Annotated in this window: 15 protein-coding genes and 1 pseudogene; 13 read left to right on the forward strand and 3 right to left on the reverse strand. The window is 40.4% G+C overall.

From position 1 onward, the window contains the following. Positions 1–109 precede the first annotated feature (109 nt). From NYR63_RS09020 to NYR63_RS09075, 12 genes and pseudogenes are all read left to right on the forward strand, one after another. The gene (locus tag NYR63_RS09020) at positions 110–1099 is read left to right on the forward strand and encodes a substrate-binding domain-containing protein (protein WP_279457214.1); all 990 of its coding nucleotides are present in this window, start codon (positions 110–112) and stop codon (positions 1097–1099) included. A gap of 121 nt (positions 1100–1220) precedes the next feature. Beyond that, positions 1221–1640 (forward strand): D-ribose pyranase, encoded by a 420-nt coding sequence (gene rbsD, locus NYR63_RS09025; protein WP_005602428.1) that lies wholly within the window; start codon positions 1221–1223, stop codon positions 1638–1640. 12 nt (positions 1641–1652) lie between these two features. Beyond that, positions 1653–3134, forward strand: coding sequence for a ribose ABC transporter ATP-binding protein RbsA (rbsA, locus tag NYR63_RS09030; protein WP_279457215.1), 1482 nt, complete (start codon positions 1653–1655; stop codon positions 3132–3134). A 52-nt stretch (positions 3135–3186) separates the two neighbouring features. Beyond that, the gene (rbsC, locus tag NYR63_RS09035) at positions 3187–4146 is read left to right on the forward strand and encodes a ribose ABC transporter permease (RefSeq protein ID WP_279457216.1); all 960 of its coding nucleotides are present in this window, start codon (positions 3187–3189) and stop codon (positions 4144–4146) included. A 23-nt stretch (positions 4147–4169) separates the two neighbouring features. Then, positions 4170–5042: a ribose ABC transporter substrate-binding protein RbsB gene (rbsB, locus tag NYR63_RS09040; protein ID WP_039198367.1), complete on the forward strand. Its 873-nt coding sequence runs from the start codon at positions 4170–4172 to the stop codon at positions 5040–5042. Between the two features lie 72 nt (positions 5043–5114). Further along, positions 5115–6026, forward strand: coding sequence for a ribokinase (gene rbsK, locus NYR63_RS09045; protein ID WP_279457220.1), 912 nt, complete (start codon positions 5115–5117; stop codon positions 6024–6026). 289 nt (positions 6027–6315) lie between these two features. Further along, positions 6316–8733, forward strand: coding sequence for a DMSO/selenate family reductase complex A subunit (locus NYR63_RS09050; protein ID WP_279457221.1), 2418 nt, complete (start codon positions 6316–6318; stop codon positions 8731–8733). Positions 8734–8742: 9 nt separating this feature from the next. Then, complete coding sequence (locus tag NYR63_RS09055) at positions 8743–9360, forward strand: DMSO/selenate family reductase complex B subunit (protein ID WP_279457222.1); 618 nt, start codon at positions 8743–8745, stop codon at positions 9358–9360. Between the two features lies 1 nt (position 9361). Further along, positions 9362–10183, forward strand: coding sequence for a DmsC/YnfH family molybdoenzyme membrane anchor subunit (locus NYR63_RS09060; RefSeq protein ID WP_279457223.1), 822 nt, complete (start codon positions 9362–9364; stop codon positions 10181–10183). A gap of 67 nt (positions 10184–10250) precedes the next feature. After that, positions 10251–10856: a Tat proofreading chaperone DmsD gene (dmsD, locus tag NYR63_RS09065; protein WP_279457224.1), complete on the forward strand. Its 606-nt coding sequence runs from the start codon at positions 10251–10253 to the stop codon at positions 10854–10856. A 3-nt stretch (positions 10857–10859) separates the two neighbouring features. Continuing rightward, positions 10860–11369, forward strand: coding sequence for a ferredoxin-type protein NapF (gene napF / locus NYR63_RS09070; RefSeq protein WP_279457225.1), 510 nt, complete (start codon positions 10860–10862; stop codon positions 11367–11369). A gap of 175 nt (positions 11370–11544) precedes the next feature. Next, positions 11545–12573 (forward strand): annotated as a pseudogene (locus tag NYR63_RS09075) (Abi family protein). Positions 12574–12775: 202 nt separating this feature from the next. On the opposite strand, the gene NYR63_RS09080 reads toward NYR63_RS09075, so the two are convergent. From NYR63_RS09080 to purL, 3 genes are all read right to left on the reverse strand, one after another. Then, a complete protein-coding gene (locus NYR63_RS09080; protein ID WP_279457226.1) occupies positions 12776–13564 on the reverse strand; it encodes a hypothetical protein in 789 nt (262 codons plus the stop codon). Continuing rightward, positions 13557–14729: a DUF262 domain-containing protein gene (locus NYR63_RS09085; protein ID WP_279457227.1), complete on the reverse strand. Its 1173-nt coding sequence runs from the start codon at positions 14727–14729 to the stop codon at positions 13557–13559. The genes NYR63_RS09080 and NYR63_RS09085 overlap by 8 nt, the downstream gene beginning before the upstream one ends. 177 nt (positions 14730–14906) lie before the next feature. After that, positions 14907–18803: a phosphoribosylformylglycinamidine synthase gene (gene purL, locus NYR63_RS09090; protein WP_279457228.1), complete on the reverse strand. Its 3897-nt coding sequence runs from the start codon at positions 18801–18803 to the stop codon at positions 14907–14909. A 226-nt stretch (positions 18804–19029) separates the two neighbouring features. Here purL and NYR63_RS09095 point away from each other — a divergent pair, with 226 nt between their 5' ends. Next, on the forward strand, positions 19030–19776 hold the full coding sequence (locus NYR63_RS09095; RefSeq protein WP_009874967.1) for a DeoR/GlpR family DNA-binding transcription regulator: 747 nt from the start codon (positions 19030–19032) through the stop codon (positions 19774–19776). Positions 19777–19934: the final 158 nt, after the last annotated feature.

A 19934-nucleotide genomic window follows, 5' to 3' on the forward strand; every position in this document is an offset into this window, starting at 1 on the left:
ATTTTAACGGAAAATATGATTTTATGTTTTATTTGCAAAATAACAAGCGGTAAGATTTTAGCAAAATTTTGCTAAAACCTATTTTGTAAACACCTATGAAGGCAATTTTATGGCAACAATGAAAGATATAGCTCGGATTGCGGGCGTTTCCACTTCCACCGTCTCCCATGTGATCAATAACTCGCGTTTTGTGAGTGACGAAATTCGTCAGCGTATCGAAAAAGTGGTGGTGGAACTTAATTACATGCCTTCATTGGTGGCTCGTAGCCTAAAAGTAAAAGAAACCAACACAATCGGCATGTTAGTCACCACCAGCAGCAACCCATTTTTTGCGGAAGTGGTGCGTCATGTTGAACGTTATTGTGAGCAACATAACTATCATTTAATTTTGGTCAATACTGACGGTAACAGTACCAATTTAGAACAACATTTAGCCCGCTTGTTACGTAAACAAGTGGACGGTTTATTATTGATGTGTTCCGAGCCGCAAGATTTGGACGAAAGTGTGATGGCGAATATTCACTTGCCAATGGTGGTGATTGACTGGTGGCAACAGGCATTGAAAGCGGATAACGTACGCGAAAATTCGGAATTAGGCGGTTATCTTGCGACAAAAGCGTTAATTGATGCCGGCTATACCGAGATTGCTGTGATTACCGGCGAACAATCGAAATCCCATACATTAAACCGTTTACAAGGTTACAAGCGGGCGATTTTAGAGGCAAATTTGCCAATTCGTCCCGAATGGATTGTGGAAGGTCATTTTGATTATCAAGCCGGTTTGGAATGTGCAAGCCGATTATTGGCGCTGAATTCTCGCCCTCAAGCGATTTTTGCGATGAGCGATAGTATTGCAATCGGCGTATATCAAGCCGCTTGGCAAGCCGGTTTACGTATTCCGCAAGATATTGCGGTGATCGGTTACGATAATATCGAATTAGCACAATATCTTGCACCGCCGCTTTCCACCATACATCAACCAAAAGCCCGTTTGGCGAAAAATGCGGTGGAGCAGTTGATCGCCCGTATTCATCAGCCGGATAAAGCTTATCAAGAAATCGAACTTACCCCAGAATTAGTTGTTCGCCGTTCCTTTTGAAAAATTTGTGATAGACCTCTCAAATCCGACAAGAAGCGTTTGCTTTTTTAGATGATTTTTTTTATTTTTTTACTCATCGAAACGTTTCGATAAAGAATAAAGTTACCTAAAAGGGGGAGATATGAAAAAAACAGCGGTATTAAATGCACAACTTTCTGGTGTAATTGCCAGCCTAGGGCATACGGACGGCTTAACCATTTGTGACGCCGGCTTACCGATTCCTTCTGAACAACAATGTGTTGATTTAGCCCTGACTAAAGGCGTACCAAGTTTTTTATCTACCTTGGAAGTGGTGCTAACTGAACTCTTTGTCGAACGTATTTTATTGGCGGAAGAAATTAAACAAGCTAATCCGACTATCGAACAACAGTTGCTTGAAATGATCAATAAACTTGCTCAAACGCAAGGTCGCCAAATTGAAATTGAATATGTGGTACATAGTGAATTTAAGCAACGCAGTAATCAAGCGAAAGCGGTGGTGCGTACCGGTGAATGTTCGCCGTATGCGAATGTGATTCTTTACTCAGGCGTACCGTTCTAGAGCGAGGAAAATATGAAAACCTTGTTGAAAATCAGTGGAATTGATAAAGCCTTTCCGGGCGTGCAAGCGTTAAAAAATGCCTGCCTGAACGTGTATGCGGGTAGAGCGATGGCATTAATGGGCGAGAACGGTGCAGGCAAATCTACCCTGATGAAAATTCTGACCGGTATTTATCAACGTGACGCCGGTACGATTGAATACCTTGGTAAAGCGGTCAGCTTTGCCAATCCGAAAGCCTCGCAAGAAGCCGGTTTAAGCATTATTCATCAAGAACTCAATATTTTGGGTAACTTGTCGATTGCGGAAAATATCTTTCTCGGGCGTGAATTTACCAACGCTTGGGGCGGTATTGATTGGCGCAAAATGTATGAAGAATCCGACCGCTTGTTGGCGCGTCTTGGGGTAAAACATTCCAGTCGCCAAGCGGCAAACGAATTATCGATCGGCGAATTACAAATGGTGGAAATCGCCAAGGCCTTGAGTTTTGAATCACAGGTGATTGTGATGGACGAGCCGACTGATGCGCTGACCGATACCGAAACCGAAGCGTTATTCAGCGTGATTCGAGAACTGAAAGCGGAAGGACGAGGCATTGTTTATATTTCTCACCGTTTAAAAGAGATCTTCCAAATTTGTGATGATGTAACCGTATTGCGTGACGGTCAATTTATCGGTGAAAGTACGGTGGCGGATTTAACTGAAGATCGTTTAATTGAGATGATGGTTGGACGTAAGTTAGAAGATCAATATCCGCATATCGATAACCCGATTGGCGAGGTTTGTTTATCGGTTAGAAATTTATCGGGTAGCGGTGTGAATAACGTTTCGTTTGAATTACATAAAGGCGAAATTTTAGGTGTTTCCGGTTTGATGGGCGCGGGACGTACTGAATTAATGAAAGTATTGTACGGCGCATTACCGAAAACCGCCGGCGAAGTGCTATTAGACGGCAAAACGATTAATAATCGCTCCAGCCAAGACGGCTTAAATAACGGTATTGTCTATATTTCGGAAGACCGTAAAGGTGACGGCTTAATTTTAGGTATGTCGGTCAAAGAAAATATGTCGCTGACCGCTTTGGAATATTTATCGCATTGGGGACGTATTAACCACGAAAAAGAAAAAATGACCGTGGTGGATTTTATCGATTTATTTAATATTAAAACCCCGAGTCCGGATAAGATTATCGGTGAATTATCCGGCGGTAATCAGCAAAAAGTGGCGATTGCCAAAGGCTTAATGACTCGCCCGAACGTGTTGATTTTAGATGAACCGACCCGTGGTGTGGATGTTGGGGCGAAAAAAGAAATTTATCAACTGATTAATAAATTCAAAGCCGAAGGTTTGAGCATTATTTTAGTTTCAAGTGATATGCCGGAAGTATTAGGGATGTCCGATCGCATTATTGTAATGCGAGAAGGTGCTATTCGCGGCGAGTTTTCTCGCACGGAAGCTACTCAAGAAAAATTATTAGCGGCGGCAATCGGTAAATAGTTGAGATTTTCAAGCGGTCAAATTTAGCAATAATTTTGCAAAAGGAATCTATATGAACAAAGCATTTAATCTAAAAAAATTCCTGATAGAACAACGTTCTATCATTGCGTTACTCGCATTAATTGTGGTGGTGTCATTTTTAAATCCGAATTTTTTTAGTGTCGATAACTTACTGAATATCCTCCGCCAAACGTCAGTAAATGCGATTATTGCGATCGGTATGACGTTTGTGATTTTAATTGCCGGCATCGACCTTTCGGTTGGTTCGGTCTTAGCTCTAACCGGTGCGGTAGCGGCAACTTTAATCGGTTTAGATCTCTCGATTTATTTAGTGGTGCCGGCGGTATTGTTATTCGGTGCGGCAATCGGCTTGTTAAACGGTGCATTAGTCGCCTTCGGTAAAGTACAAGCCTTTATGGCAACGTTAATCACTATGTTGTTATTGCGAGGTGTCACCATGATTTATATGGAGGGTCGCCCAATTTCTACCGGTTTTTCCGACAATGCCGATTACTTTGCTGAGATTGGTACCGGCGAATTATTCGGTGTGCCGGTGCCGGTTTGGTTAATGTTTATCTTATTTGCTATCGGTTGGTTTATTCTGACTCAAACTCGTATCGGGCGCTATATTTATGCGCTTGGCGGTAATGAATCGGCAACCGCACTTTCCGGTATCAACGTGAATAAAATCAAACTGTTTGTGTTTGCGGTCAGTGGCGTGTTAGCGGCACTAGCAGGTTTAATTGTCACCTCTCGTTTAGGTTCGGCACAACCGACCGCCGGTACCGGTTATGAACTTGATGCGATTGCTGCAGTTGTAGTTGGCGGAACCAGTTTAATGGGCGGTAAAGGTCGTATTATCGGCACATTAATCGGTGCGTTAATTATCGGCTTCCTCAGTAATGCCTTAAATTTATTAGATATTGACTCTTACTATCAGCTTGTCGCAAAAGCGTTAGTAATTTTAGCAGCGGTTATTTTGGATAACTTCCTTGGCCGTAAAAAAGCGTAACCTACTCTCAAAAGGAGATTCCTATGAAAAAATTAACTTCTTTAGCACTTGCTCTAGGTTTGGCATTCGGTGCAAAAGCAATGGCGCAAGACACATTGGCGTTAGCGGTATCTACGCTGGATAACCCGTTCTTCGTTACCTTAAAAGAAGGTGCGGAGAAAAAAGCCAAAGACCTCGGTTACAAATTAGTGGTGTTAGATTCCCAAAATGACCCGGCAAAAGAATTAGCGAACGTGGAAGATCTCACAGTGCGTGGTGCGAAAGTATTACTGATTAACCCGACAGATTCGGAAGCGGTTGGTAATGCTGTGGCGATTGCGAATAAGAAAAATATTCCGGTAATCACTTTAGACCGTGGTGCGAATAAAGGTGAAGTGGTGAGCCACATCGCTTCGGATAACGTTGCCGGCGGTAAAATGGCGGGCGATTTTATCGCGGAGAAAGTCGGTAAAAATGCCAAAGTTATTCAATTAGAAGGCATTGCCGGCACATCAGCGGCACGTGAGCGTGGCGAAGGCTTTAAACAAGCGGTAGCGGCAAACCAATTTGAAGTATTAGCTAGCCAACCGGCGGATTTTGACCGTACTAAAGGCTTAAACGTAACCGAAAACTTATTAGCAAGTCACGGTGCGGCAAAAGCGGTATTCGCACAAAATGATGAAATGGCGTTAGGTGCGTTACGTGCGATTAAAGCGGCAGGTAAAGATATTATCGTCGTCGGCTTTGACGGTACGGACGATGCGGTAAAAGCGGTAAAAGGCGGAAAACTGGCGGCAACTATCGCACAACAACCGGATAAAATCGGTGAGTTAGGTGTGGAAACTGCAGATAAATTGCTGAAAGGCGAAAAAGTCGAAGCGAAAATCCCTGTACCGTTAAAAGTAATTAGTCAGTAATTTTGGCTCCGGAGCCGTTATTTTGACGGTTCCGGCATCGCTAGGTTTGTTTAAGGTCGGTTTGAGGTAGTTATGAAAAAACTTTGTGTGTTAGGCAGCGTAAATGCGGATCATGTTATTCGAGTCCCTTATTTCCCGAAAGCGGGCGAAACGCTGAAAGGCGGCAATTATCACATTGCTTATGGTGGCAAAGGTGCGAACCAAGCAGTAGCTGCGGCTCGTGTGCGTGATACATCATTAGTTGATGTGGATTTTATCGCTTGTATCGGCGCTGATGATATTGGGCGAACGATGAAACAAGCGTTTATGCAAGACGGCATTAATCCCGAACACATTGTTGAAGTGGCTGATCAAATGACCGGCATTGCGATGATTCAAGTGGCGGATTCAGGCGAAAACAGCATTGTGATTTCCGCCGGTGCGAATGCAAAGCTAGATGAAAGCGTGGTGGCACAACATCAAGCTACGATTGAAAGTGCGGATTGCTTACTAGTTCAGCTTGAAACGCCGTTACAAGCGGTCGAAAAAGCGGTAAAAATTGCGAAAGCTCATCACACCCAAGTGATTTTAAATCCGGCACCGGCACAGCCGCTCTCGGACGAAATTTTAGCGAATATCGATATGATTACCCCAAATGAAACCGAAACCGCCTTACTGACAGGTGTTCAAGTGGTCGATGAACAAACCGCCCAACAAGCGGCGGATGTGTTCCATCAAAAAGGTATTCAAACCGTGTTAATTACTTTGGGGGCGAAAGGGGCGTTTTTAAGTGAAAACGGCAACGGCGAAATTATTGCCGGCTTTAAAGTCACACCGGTGGACACCACCGCCGCCGGCGATACCTTTAACGGCGCATTGGCGGTAGCTTTATTAGAAGGCAAGTCTATGCGAGATGCGGTAATGTTCGCCCACAAAGCCTCCTCTATTTCAGTCACCCGTATGGGCGCACAAAGTTCGATTCCAACTCGGGCAGAGTTAGTTTGATCGTTTAACTTCATTAACAAGCGGTTAGATTTTTGTAGAAATTTGCAAAAATTTGACCGCTTGTTTTTTTATATGTAAGCCCCATTATTTTCTCCTACCGAATATCCTTTTGAGCCGATCTTTTCTTCTTGTTTTCTCGCTATAAAAAATCATTATCATTAACATAAGTTATTGATCCTTATCAGCTTTTATTCAATTTCTGCACAAGTTTTCTTATCTCATTTACAAAGTAAATATAGAATCAAACTATACCCTTATTTAGTTATTTTTAATTTTGTTTGGAGTGAATATGTCAATTACAAGACGTGGATTCCTAAAAGGAACATCAGCAAGTATGACCGCATTAGCGGCATCCGGCGGTATCGCTCTCCCTTTTGTTGCTAAAGCTGAAACAAAAGATAATGTTGCCGAGCAAGCACAAGATGAAAAAGTGGTTTGGAGTGCCTGTACAGTAAACTGTGGTAGCCGTTGCCCGTTAAGAATGCATGTAAAAGATAATCAAATTTTATATGTAGAAACAGATAATACCGGTACGGAAACCTATAATCTTGATCATCAAGTTCGTGCTTGTTTACGTGGTCGTTCAATGCGCCGTCGTGTTTATAACCCCGATCGTTTGAAATATCCGATGAAACGTGTAGGTAAGCGTGGCGAGGGTAAATTTAAACGTATTTCTTGGGATGAAGCATTAACGGAAATCGCACAATCATTACGTAAAAATATTGAGAAATACGGTAATGAAAGTATTTATTTAAACTATGGTACCGGTACCTTAGGCGGAACAGTAACAAAATCTTGGCCGCCGGGTTCAACTTTAATTGCTCGTTTGATGAATTGTATCGGTGGTTATTTAAATCATTATGGCGACTATAGTACCGCACAAATTGCGGTAGGTTTAGATTACACCTATGGCGGTGGTTGGGCATTAGGTAACGGCTTAGCTGATATTGAAAACACAAAACTCATCGTTCTTTTCGGTAATAACCCTGCAGAAACTCGTATGAGTGGCGGTGGTTTAACTTATTGCTTTGAACAAGCCAAAGCCAAATCAAATGCGAAAGTGATTATTATTGACCCTCGTTATACGGATACAGGAGTGGGTAAAGAGGATGAATGGATTCCTATTCGCCCAGGAACTGATGCAGCTTTAGTATCTGCACTTGCTTATGTATTAATCACTGAAAATATGGTTGATCAGGCATTTTTAGACAAGTATTGCGTTGGCTATGATGAAAAAACTTTACCTGCTGACGCACCTAAAAATGGTCATTATAAAGCCTATATCTTAGGTCAAGGTGATGACGGTATTGCCAAAACACCTGAATGGGCTTCTAAAATTACCGGCATTCCTGTTGATCGGATCATCAAATTAGCTCGTGAAATTGGTCAAACCAAACCTGCTTATATTTCTCAAGGTTGGGGACCTCAACGCCGTAGTAACGGCGAACTTATTTCTCGTGCTATTGCAATGTTACCTATTTTGACCGGCAATGTAGGAATTAGCGGTGGTAATACCGGTGCAAGAGAAAGTGCTTATGGAATACCGTTTGTAAGAATGCCAACTTTAACCAACCCGGTGCAAGCAAGTATCCCAATGTTCTTATGGACGGATGCGATTGTTCGTGGTCCAGAGATGACTGCCACAACAGACGGTATTCAAGGTGTTGAAAAATTATCCGCACCAATTAAAGTAATTTGGAATTATGCAAGTAACTGTTTGATTAACCAACATGCAGAAATTAACCGCACTCATGAAATTCTACAAGATGAGTCTAAATGTGAATTGATCATTACGATTGATAACCATATGACTTCAACTGCGAAATATAGTGATATTTTGTTACCGGATTGCATGACTTCAGAACAGATGGATTTCTGTTTAGATGCTTACGTCGCCAATATGAACTATGTGATTTTTGCCGATCAAGTGGTTAAGCCTTCATTTGAATGTCGTAATATCTACGATATGTTGAGTGATTTAGCTGAAAAACTGGGTGTAAAAGAACAATTTACGGAAGGCAGAACTCAAGAACAATGGTTACGCCATATTTATGAGCAATCTCGCCAAAAATTACCTGAGCTTCCAACCTTTGAAGAATTTAGACAACAAGGAATCTTCAAAAAAGTGGATCCAAAAGGCTTCTTCATAGCTTATAAAGATTTCAGAGATAACCCTGAAGCCAACCCATTAAAAACATCATCAGGTAAAATTGAAATCTATTCGTCTCGTTTAGCAGAAATTGCTCGTACTTGGAAATTAGAAAAAGATGAAGTGATTCATCCGTTACCAATTCATACCGATAGCTTTGAGCATTACGGTGATCCGTTAATGCAAAAATATCCGTTACAACTTTCAGGCTTCCATTATAAAGCTCGTACTCATTCGACTTACGGTAATGTTGATGTTCTCAAAGAAGCAAATCCGCAAGAGATTTGGATTAATCCGATTGATGCACAAGCGAGAGGAATTCAAAACGGGGAATTAGTTCGTATCTTTAATGATCGTGGCGAAGTGCGTATTAATGCTAAAGTCACCCCTCGTATTATTCCGGGAGTCGTGGCATTAAGTGAAGGTGCTTGGTATGCACCGGATAAAAATGGTGTGGATTATTCAGGCTGTATTAATGTCCTTACGACCCAACGCCCATCTCCACTGGCAAAAGGTAATCCGCAACATTCCAACTTAGTGCAAATTGAGAAATTATAGAGGTGAACTATGGAACAATATGGTTTTTATTTCGATTCTGAACGTTGCACAGGTTGTAAAACTTGCGAATTAGCGTGCAAGGATTATAAAGATTTAGGTACCGATGTGAATTTCCGCCGTATTTATGAATATGCCGGTGGTAATTGGGTGCAAGGTAATGATGGTTGTTGGAATCAAGATGTCTTTGCTTACTATATGTCGATTTCATGTAACCATTGTGATGATCCTGCTTGTGTGAAAGTGTGTCCGACCGGTGCAATGCATAAAAATGCGGACGGTTTTGTGATGGTGAATGAAGAAACTTGTATCGGCTGTCGCTATTGTAGTATGGCTTGTCCTTACGATGCACCGCAATACAGTGCAACTAAAGGACATATGACCAAATGTGACGGTTGTTATTCTCGTGTGAAAGACGGACAAAAACCGATTTGTGTCGAATCTTGCCCGTTACGTGCGTTAGATTTTGCACCGATTAAAGAGTTACGTGCGAAATACGGTGAACAAGCATCGATTGCACCGTTACCGTCAGCGGATTTAACCAAACCGAATTTAGTGGTAAAAGCCAATAAACACGCACGTCCAAGCGGCGATACAACAGGTTTTTTAGCCAACCCAAGAGAGGTGTAACATGAATGCAGGATTACATGAATTACCGCTTGTTTTCTTTACGGTTCTAGCCCAAACAGCGGTCGGATTTTGGCTGATTTTTACCTTTGTGATGTGCAGAGGTACCAGCCAAAAAAGCCAAAATTATTTGCACAAAGGACTGTTTGTTGCATTACTATTGTTAGCATGTGGTTTTATCGCTTCTGTTATGCACTTAGGCTCACCGTTAAGAGCGTTTAACTCATTAAATCGCGTCGGTAGCTCTATGATGAGTAATGAAATTGCCAGCGGTGCAGCATTTTTCGCTTTAGCCGGTATTTATTGGTTATTAGCCGTATTAGGTAAAATGCCGCAAGGGTTAAGCAAAGTGTGGTTAGTAGTGACAGCATTAGTAGGCGTTGTATTTATGTATATGATGAATAACCTTTATCATTTACCTACCGTACCGACTTGGAATAATGCTATTACGTCTTGGCAATTCTATTTAACAGTTGTGCTTGGAGGCTGTGCGTTAGCGGTGGCAGTATTAAAAACAAATCCGCATCAGGATTATCAAGTGAAATGTAGCCCTTGGTTATACGTACTGGCGGTATTCTGTGTAGCTGTAGTGGTTATTTACCAAGCGTTCGGCTTGGCTCACATTCATAGCTCAGTGCAACAAGCGGTTAATTTAGTGCCTGATTTTGCCATTATGCAGGTATTACGCCTCTGCTTGTTAGCGGTGGCAGCGGCATTGATTGTAAAAGGTAGAACATTACCGTTACTTTCTCTCGCCGTGCTTATTACATTAGCGGCTGAAATGATTGGTCGAGTATTATTCTACGGTTTACATATGACCTCATGAATGGCGGTATAAACTAAAAGATAATTGTGGGGAAACCCACCGTTATGAGATAAATAAGGAAAATAAAATGCAAAACGAATTACAACAATGGATTTCTATCAGCGGAAGATTATTAGGTTCGTTATTCTATTACGAACCTAATGATGAAAATGTACAGTCGGCTTTGCATTTTTTCCAACAAGAAAATTGGGAAAACGAATGGGGGGAGCTAACTAATGAAGCTCAAATTAAGCATTTAATTACCCAAGGTTTCACTCAAGATTTATCCGAACAATATCAACGTCTTTTTATTGGACCGGAACAACTTATCGCACCGCCGTGGAGTTCGGTTTATCTTGATCCTGAATCAGTTATTTTTGGTAATTCGTTATTGGATTTACGCGCTTTTTTACGCAAACACCAAATTGCATTAACACAGAATGAAACCGAACCGGAAGATCATATCGGCTTAATGTTATTACTTGCCGCTTATCTTGCGGAAAGTAAGCCTGAATTACTGCCGGAATATTTGAGTAAACATCTGCTTATTTGGGCGGAACATTATTTCGATTTAGTCGCTCAACAAACGGATTTTCCGTTCTATCAAGGTTTAGCGTTACTTGCTCAACACACTTTAAAAGATTGGCAACAACAGTTGGCAATTATTGTCCCCCAAGTTTCTTTTTATCGTTAAGCTATGTTAGGAAAAAACAAATTACCACCGCTTGAATTTACACCGAGAGTTTTTTCTCGTCGGGAGTTATTTACTGGTTTTTTTCGTCATACTCAACCTAATCGGAACCAACTACGAACTGAAAATCGACCGCCTTTTGCCGCACCGGAACACTTATTCCAAGCTGCTTGTGACGGCTGCGGCAAATGTGCCACGGCTTGCCCTGTAGGGGTTATTGATATTCGCCGACAACAAGCGATATTAGATTTAACTTTTTCTGCTTGCACGCTTTGTGGCAAATGTGCCGAAAGCTGCCCGACTCAAGCCCTACATCTCTCTTTTAAAAAAGATACTGAACTCCGCCCTCAATTCTCATTCGCTTGTTTACAAACAAAAGGACAACCTTGCGATAGTTGTATCCAAAGTTGTCCTCAACAAGCGATTTCATCTCAACTCACCATTAATAACGATCTCTGCAATGGTTGTGGCGAATGTAAACAAGCCTGTTTTATGGACGCAGTGAGTTTGAAGTAGTTAGAGGCTTGATAGTTAAATTTCCCTTGATATTTTGTAAATAAGCAGTTTAAAACCAAAGTTGTAAAACTCTAATTTTAGGCTATAATGTTTCATAACATACCTGCTATGCCTATGACTAAGTTTTCTTAGTTACGCACAAATTTGCAGGTTTTTTTTACACGGAAGATAGAAAATGGGGCAATTTAATAAACCTGCAAAATCCAATCAAGAGCTTGTACAACAATGGAAAGCAAGAGGCTTAGTTATATCCGATGAGGCTCGCGCGGAACGTTATTTGGAACATATTAGCTATTATCGTTTTTCCGCTTATACCATTCCTTTTCAACAACTCAACAATCCGAATCATCACTTCAAACCCAATACAACATTTGACGATATTCTTAATTTATACATCTTCGACCGTGAATTACGTTTGCTTGTATTAGATGCGATTGAACGTATTGAAGTCTCTGTCCGTACACAAATTAGCAATGTAATGGGAACACAAGCTCAAAATCCTTTTTGGTATATGCAAGAAAGCTATTTCAAAAAGGATTTCAATATTTATCGCTTACTCGCTCAGATTGAAAAACAACTGGCTGAAGAACAGCAACGCTTAGAACGTGATTAAAAACATATTCAGAAACGTTACAAAAATAATAATATCGATGAACAAGAACGAGATCATCTGTTAAATAATGTTCGTAAAGAAAATTTCTTACGCCACTATCTCACTCAGTACAGCACTCCGAAATTATTACCCTCGTGGATGATGATTGAAATGCTGACTTGGGGCGAACTTAGTCATTTATATGCAGGGCTATCAGAAAAACATCAAAAACCGATTGCCAAAAATTTAGGCGTACAAGCACCTATTTTAGAATCTTGGTTAAAAGTTTTAAATGACGTTCGCAATATCTGCACTCATCATAACCGATTATGGAATAGAGAATTTGGGCGAGTAATTAAAACCCCGATCAGCCAAAATAGACTATGGCTTTCATCGGAAATCAAGTTGAATAACCAACATATCAATGTAGAAAAACGCCTTTACCCAATTTTAGTCGCAATCCAAGTTTTGCTTTACACTATAAGCCCAAATTCAACATGGGCAAAACGCTTGAAGGCATTGTTAGATAGTTATCCTGACATTCAGAAAGAATATATGGGTATTCCAAAAAATTGGGAATTAGATAGTTTTTGGGATAAGGCTTTGAGATAAAAAATGAGCCACAGCGTGGCTCAACAGGCTCGAAGAGCCTCCTAACCACGTACAGCTCGTGCGTGGTTATATGCTCCGCTGGTGCTGGAGTAAAAACAACAAAAATAATATAAATGATAGCACTCGTCTCCTGACGAGTACTGATAATTGGCTAGGATAGAAAAGAAAAAGCACCCGTCGGGAGACGGGCGCTATCGAGAGTCTATTTAGGCATATTTAAATACTTTTTATATAATTCTATAAAAACTTTATCTATCAAGATCAAAATAGCAAACCATAAAAAGTAATTTTCATATTTATAATCATTACTTCTTAATTTTTTAAAGTCAGGTAAGTTTTTTTGATATGATAAGAGGTTATGGGCAATTCTATTTCTATTTTTATAAAGATGTTCTTTATAAATGATTTTAAAATTTTCATTGGCCTTACTAGGGTTAATATAAATATAATCACCTCCTCTAGTCTTGCGTTTTTTAGTTGTTATATCAACTTCACAAAATTGAGAAAGCTTATTATTATTAAAAATAAACTCATAGCGTTTAATACTTTTACAAATATTAACAAATTCATCATATTTTCTTTTGCTATATACGTATAATTGAGAATCCAATATAATGCTATTTAATTCCCTATATGATGAAATCATTAGTCTTTTTCTCTCTATAGGACTAAGAAATTTATCTTCTGATCCTTTCTTGATTATATCAATAAACTCTTTAAATATATTTTCTTTATCCTCATATGTAGAACATTCTCCTAACCCATTTCTAAATTTTTTATACCTATATTCATAATCATGGGTGGCTAATTCCCATACTATACACTTCATTTTTTGCTCTTGAAATCCAGTCATTTTCAAGAAAGTAGATTGTAATATATAATCCCATATAGGATAAGTTGCAATGCCAATATTTAGGCCTCTAGATGAAGATATAGAGTCCTCTAATACACTTATTATTGGAGTTAATATAAAATCCTTATGCTTATTCATTTTTCAATCCCTTTCTATATACTTCTATAGAATCTTTTATCCTTTCTTTAATATTACTAAGTTGATTAGGATTTTTAGCTTTTTTCTTATTCTCATCCAATTTTATACTACTTATTCTGTTATTAAGATCATTGAGTAAATTATTAAATTTACTATCATCCAGCTCTTTCTTCTCGATAAAAATAAAATAAACCAACCCAAACAAATAAATATCCGCATCAACAATAGACGGAAGTTTATTTGGGATATTTAATCTATCTAAAGCATCGCGTACATTATTTAAGTCATGTATATATATTTCATTCTGAAAAAAGTTAGAAAACTTACCAAACATTGCATCATTATCATTAATTACATCGAAAATATACTCCTCATAATAATTCTCCAATCTTTTCTTTCCTTTTATATATCCTTTAGCCAAATTACTTTCATCACCATCCTTTTTATACTGAAATAAAAAGGATAAAACTCTAACAAAATCTATAACATCTCCATTAACTCTAAACTCATTAATAAAATCAGGTTTAAACAAATTCTGTAAGTCAGACTTTATATAATATAGTGACTGTCTACTTTCTAATATAGATAACCGGCTACCTTGGGTATTTATGTTCTTAAAAAGAGAAGAGAAATACTTATTGATATATTTCTCATCTGATGTATTAGGAACAATATATGAAAACCCTAAAAAATGATTATTTAGAAACTCATCCGATAATTCTAGAGGTAATTCTAATGACTTATAATAATGACCTATCTTATCCTTAATATGCTCTTTAGTTTGTCCTAGCTTTGTCAACGATTCCAATTTCCATTCAATAACATTTTCTATATCTCCCTGTTCCTGATCATCTTCTGATTGGGAGTAAAATTTTTCAGTATCTTTCTTAAATTTATCTCTATCTGGAAAAATATCTAAATAAGATAAAAATAAACTTGTAAGCCTTTGTTGCCCATCAATAATTAGATTCTTTCCATTATGAAAACCTATAGTAATAGGGGGAATAAATTGTTCTTCCTGTATTGCATTTAAAAATTGTTTTACTTGCTGTTCTGACCATACAAAATATCTTTGATATTCTGGAACAACAATATCTTTCTGCAAGATTAAATTTATCCAATGTTTTAAGGAATATTCCCCATAAAAAACTTTATTTTTACTCATTCTAATTTCTCATTATCAAAAGTACTTCTATTTTCTAATAACACTCATCAAAGGCTACAACCTTTCGAAACATATAACTCATTAGTTTGTAAATGATCAATTGTAGGTGTTTTCTTTTAAATATTAATAAGTTATATGCTTCGAACTGTTGTGGTCAAAAATATAGTTAATATTAAACTACTTCAACGCAACACGTGCATTCCTAAACAATCTCATCCACGCCCCATCTTCTGTCCAATCATCAGGACACCAAGAGTTAGATACTGCGCGGTAAACACGTTCAGGGTGTGGCATCATAATTGCGACACGTCCATCTGTGTTTGAAATTGCGGTGATGCCGTTTACCGAGCCGTTTGGGTTAGCTGGGTAAACTTCAGTTGGCTGCAAGTTGTTGTCAATGTATTGTGCAACAACAAGATTTTGGGCTTTTAATCCAGCCAGTTGTTCGGCTGATTTAAATTCCACTTGACCTTCACCGTGTGAAACGGCAATCGGCATATGTGAACCCGCCATACCTTGGAACCAGTGGCTGTTGGTTTCGTTGATTTTTACTAAACCGACACGAGCTTCAAAGCGTTCCGATTTGTTGCGCACGAAACGAGGCCAGTTTTCTGTACCCGGGATAATTTCCGCTAGGTTTGAAACCATTTGACAACCGTTACATACACCTAATGCAAGCGTGTTCGGATTCGCAAAGAATTGACTGAACTGTTCACGCAACATTGGGTTGAATAAAATCGATTTCGCCCAACCGCCGCCGGCACCAAGTACGTCACCGTAAGAGAAACCGCCACACGCCACTAGCGCATTGAAATCTTTAAGATTTCTTCTGCCCGCCATTAAGTCCGACATATGAACGTCAATCGCATTAAAGCCGGCACGGTCGAATGCCGCTGCCATTTCGTAATGGCTGTTTACGCCCTGTTCACGCAAGATAGCAATAGTCGGTTTCACGCCTTTATTGATAAACGGCGCGGTAATATCTTCGTTTACATCATAGGTTAAGAAGGTTGATAAACCTTTGTTGCTCGGGTCTTTTTTGGTTTCAAATTCTTGGTCGGCACATTCCGGATTATCACGTAAACGTTGCATTTGATGGGTCAATTCCGCCCAAATTCCACGTAATTCCGAACGTTTTTCGTTAAGAAGTTTGAGGCTGCCACGGCTAATCACGAAACGATCGTCTTCGTGTACCGTACCTAAATCTTTGGTTAAGCCCAGTAAATTATGTGCATTTAACACTTCACGTACACGCGCTAAATCCGCATCTTTTACTTGAATAACCGCACCAAGTTCTTCATTGAACAATACCGCTAAATCGTCATCGCCTAACGCTGAAATATCAATTTCTACGCCGCAGTTGCCGGCAAACGCCATTTCCGCAAGGGTAGTAATTAAACCACCGTCCGAACGGTCGTGGTAAGCAAGTAATTTGTCTTCCGCCACTAAAGTTTGCATTGCATTAAAGAAGTTTTTGAGGCTTTCTACATTGACTACATCCGCCGGTTTGTCGCCGAGTTGTTTGTAAACTTGCGCTAACGCGGTTGCGCCTAAACGGTTTTTGCCTTCACCTAAGTCAATTAATAATAGGCTTGATAGGCCTTTATCGGTACGTAGCTGTGGTGTAACGGTTTTACGTACGTCTTCCACACGAGCGAATGCCGAAATCACTAATGAAAGCGGTGCAGTTACCGATTTTTGCTCACCATTTTCTTCCCATGTAGTGCGCATTGACATTGAGTCTTTCCCCACCGGAATCGTAATGCCTAACGCCGGGCAAAGCTCTTCACCGACTGCTTTTACCGCTTCATAAAGACCGGCATCTTCACCTTCGTGACCTGCCGCCGACATCCAGTTTGCCGAAAGTTTAATGCGTTTTAATTCACCGATATTAGTCGCTGCGATATTGGTGATCGATTCTGCCACCGCAAGGCGTGCAGACGCACCGAAATCTAATAAAGCAACCGGCGCACGTTCGCCCATCGACATTGCTTCGCCGTGGTAGCTGTCTAAACTTGCCGTGGTTACCGCACAGTCTGCCACCGGAATTTGCCACGGGCCGACCATCTGATCTCGTGCCACCATACCGGTTACCGAACGGTCACCAATGGTGATTAAGAAGGTTTTTTCTGCGACAACCGGTAAACGTAACACACGATGTAACGCCTCTTTTAATTGAATTTGTTGGCTATCAAGCGGTTGATTTTCAACAGTTTTTGACGAAGCCTCACGGTGCATTTTCGGGGTTTTACCGAGTAACACGTTCATCGGTAAATCAATCGGGTTATTGCCGAAATGATCGTCTTTAAGGGTTAAATGTTTCTCTTCAGTCGCTTCACCGATCACCGCAAACGGCGCACGTTCACGCTCACATAATTCGGTAAATAACGCTAATTTTTCCGGCGCAACCGCTAATACATAACGTTCTTGCGATTCGTTACACCAGATCTCAAGCGGTGACATACCTTTTTCGTCACATAAAATTTTACGTAAATCGAATTTACCGCCACGATCGCCGTCGTGAACTAATTCCGGCATTGCGTTAGATAAACCGCCCGCACCCACGTCGTGGATAAATAAAATCGGGTTATCTTCACCTAATTGCCAACAACGGTCGATCACTTCTTGGCAACGGCGTTCCATTTCCGGGTTTTCACGTTGTACCGAAGCAAAGTCCAAATCTTCTTTTGATTTACCGGAAGCCATAGACGAAGCCGCACCACCACCTAAGCCGATGTTCATTGCCGGACCGCCAAGTACGATTAATTTCGCACCGACCGGAATTTCACCTTTTTGTACGTGTTCAGCACGGATATTACCGATACCGCCTGCGAGCATAATCGGTTTGTGGTAACCACGTACTTCTTCGCCGGCAAAGCTGTTTACTTTTTCTTCATAAGTACGGAAATAGCCTAATAACGCCGGACGACCGAATTCGTTGTTAAATGCCGCACCGCCTAACGGACCTTCGATCATAATATCGAGTGCTGAAGCGATACGATTCGGTTTTGAAAGCGGGTTTTCCCACGGTTGTTCAAAGTTTGGAATCACAAGGTTAGATACCGAGAAACCGGTTAAACCTGCTTTTGGTTTTGCACCGCGACCGGTTGCACCTTCGTCACGAATTTCACCGCCTGAACCGGTTGCTGCGCCTGGGAACGGCGAAATAGCTGTCGGGTGGTTATGGGTTTCCACTTTCATTAAGATATGTGCATCTTCTTGATGCGCACGGTATTGACCGTCTTGATCCGGGAACCAACGACCGACTTTCGAACCTTCCATTACCGCCGCATTATCTTTATAAGCTGAAAGCACGTAATCAGGCGTTTTCTCGAAGGTGTTTTTAATCATTTTGAATAATGATTTTTCTTGTTTTTGACCGTCAATCGTCCAATCCGCATTAAAGATTTTGTGACGGCAGTGTTCTGAGTTCGCTTGTGCAAACATATAAAGTTCGATGTCGTTCGGGTTACGCTTTAAAGCGGTGAAATTTTCGACTAAATAATCAATTTCATCATCCGCTAACGCTAAACCTAAGTTCACATTCGCTTCTTCTAACGCTTTACGACCGCCGTTTAAAATATCTACGGTGGTAAACGGTTTAGGCTCTTGTTGAGCAAATAAATTTGCCGCTTGCGCTTCGTTATCTAACACCGTTTCTAACATACGGTCGTGTAATAAACCTTTTAAGGTTTCAATTTGCGCTGCTGTCGGCTCTGCGCTGAATTCAAAATAGTAAGCTAAACCACGTTCGATACGATTTACCGCTTGTAAGCCGCAGTTGTGCGCAATATCGGTCGCTTTTGAAGACCATGAAGAGATGGTACCGATACGAGGAGTCACAATTAAACAAAAGCCGACCGGCTCGTGTTCGGCAAGGGTCGGACCGTAATGTAAAAGTTCTTTAATTTCAGCGGTTTGTGCTGCGCTCAGTTCGGCATTTAAATCGACAAAATGCACATATTCCGCATAGACCGATTTTACCGGTAACGCATTTTGTTGGAATTTGGTTTGGAATTGGTTAAGACGAAATTCAGAGAGGGCTGGAGAGCCGCGAAAGGTTTGTACAGTCATTGTTGATTCCGTATTTGAGAAATAAAAAAATTCTCTGCCATTATAGCGGATAACGCAAACGTTTGCATTGCAAAATTTTAGGGAAATTCGACCGCTTGTTCCGACTTTTTCTCAGGGATTTAAAAATAATGTGATCGGACTCTAATATTTGGATTTCGTCGCTCGACAGCCAGTCGGCAAGCGGTTAGATTTAGTCGCATTTTTGTAAACTGTTAGTTAAAAAATTATGGAAAGTCGTCATTCGTTAATTATTCGCTATTTGGAAGAATTTCATCAGGCAAGCGTTTTAGAACTTGCCGAACAGTTTAATGTTTCGGTCGAAACGGTGCGTCGAGATTTAAATAAATTGGCGGCGGAAGGGCTGCTACATCGTACTCACGGCGGAGCGGTAAGCAATAAACAACGGGATGTCGGTCGCTCGTTTCATGTGCGTCAGCGTATGAACAGTAATGCGAAAAAAATGATTGCCGACAATGTGATTCATCATTTATTTCCGGAAGCGACGATTGCGTTAGACGCCAGTTCGACCGCTTGGAATGTCGCACAGCGTATCCCGAATATTCCGTGTAAAGTGGTCAGCAGTTCAATGCGGATTATTTATAGCTTATCGCATAAACCGCACATCGAGACAATTGCGACAGGCGGCGTTTATGTCGAAAAATATAATGCGTTTTACGGTCCGTTGTCCGAACAATTGTTATCTCGCTTGAAAATTGATATTGCGATTATTTCCTGTACCGGTGTTGCGGACGGTGCGATTTGGGAATCCAATGAGGTGAATATCGCCTTTAAGCGAAAATTATTAGCGAATAGCAAACAAGTCTTTTTATTAGTCGATCACAGTAAACTTGAACGTAAAGATCGGTTCAAAATGGCGGACTTATCCGAAGTGGATAAGTTATTTGTCAATCAACTTCCCCCTCAAACACTCCAAAATTATTGCGCACAAAATAGTATAGAAATTGTTCTCTAATTGGTCTTTTTGCGAATAAATGCCCGATTTTTTGCCTGTTTTTGCAAAATCGGGCATTTGTTTTTTGGCTTTTTTTAGAAAAAACGGCTTTTTTCTGTGATCGTACTCACAAAACTTTAACGAGTTTGGAGTTTTCCTTCGTTAAAAATCTTGCTTGT

Origin of the sequence: Actinobacillus genomosp. 1 (genome assembly GCF_029774175.1) — a bacterium.
In the GTDB taxonomy this organism is placed as follows: Bacteria; Pseudomonadota; Gammaproteobacteria; order Enterobacterales; family Pasteurellaceae; genus Actinobacillus.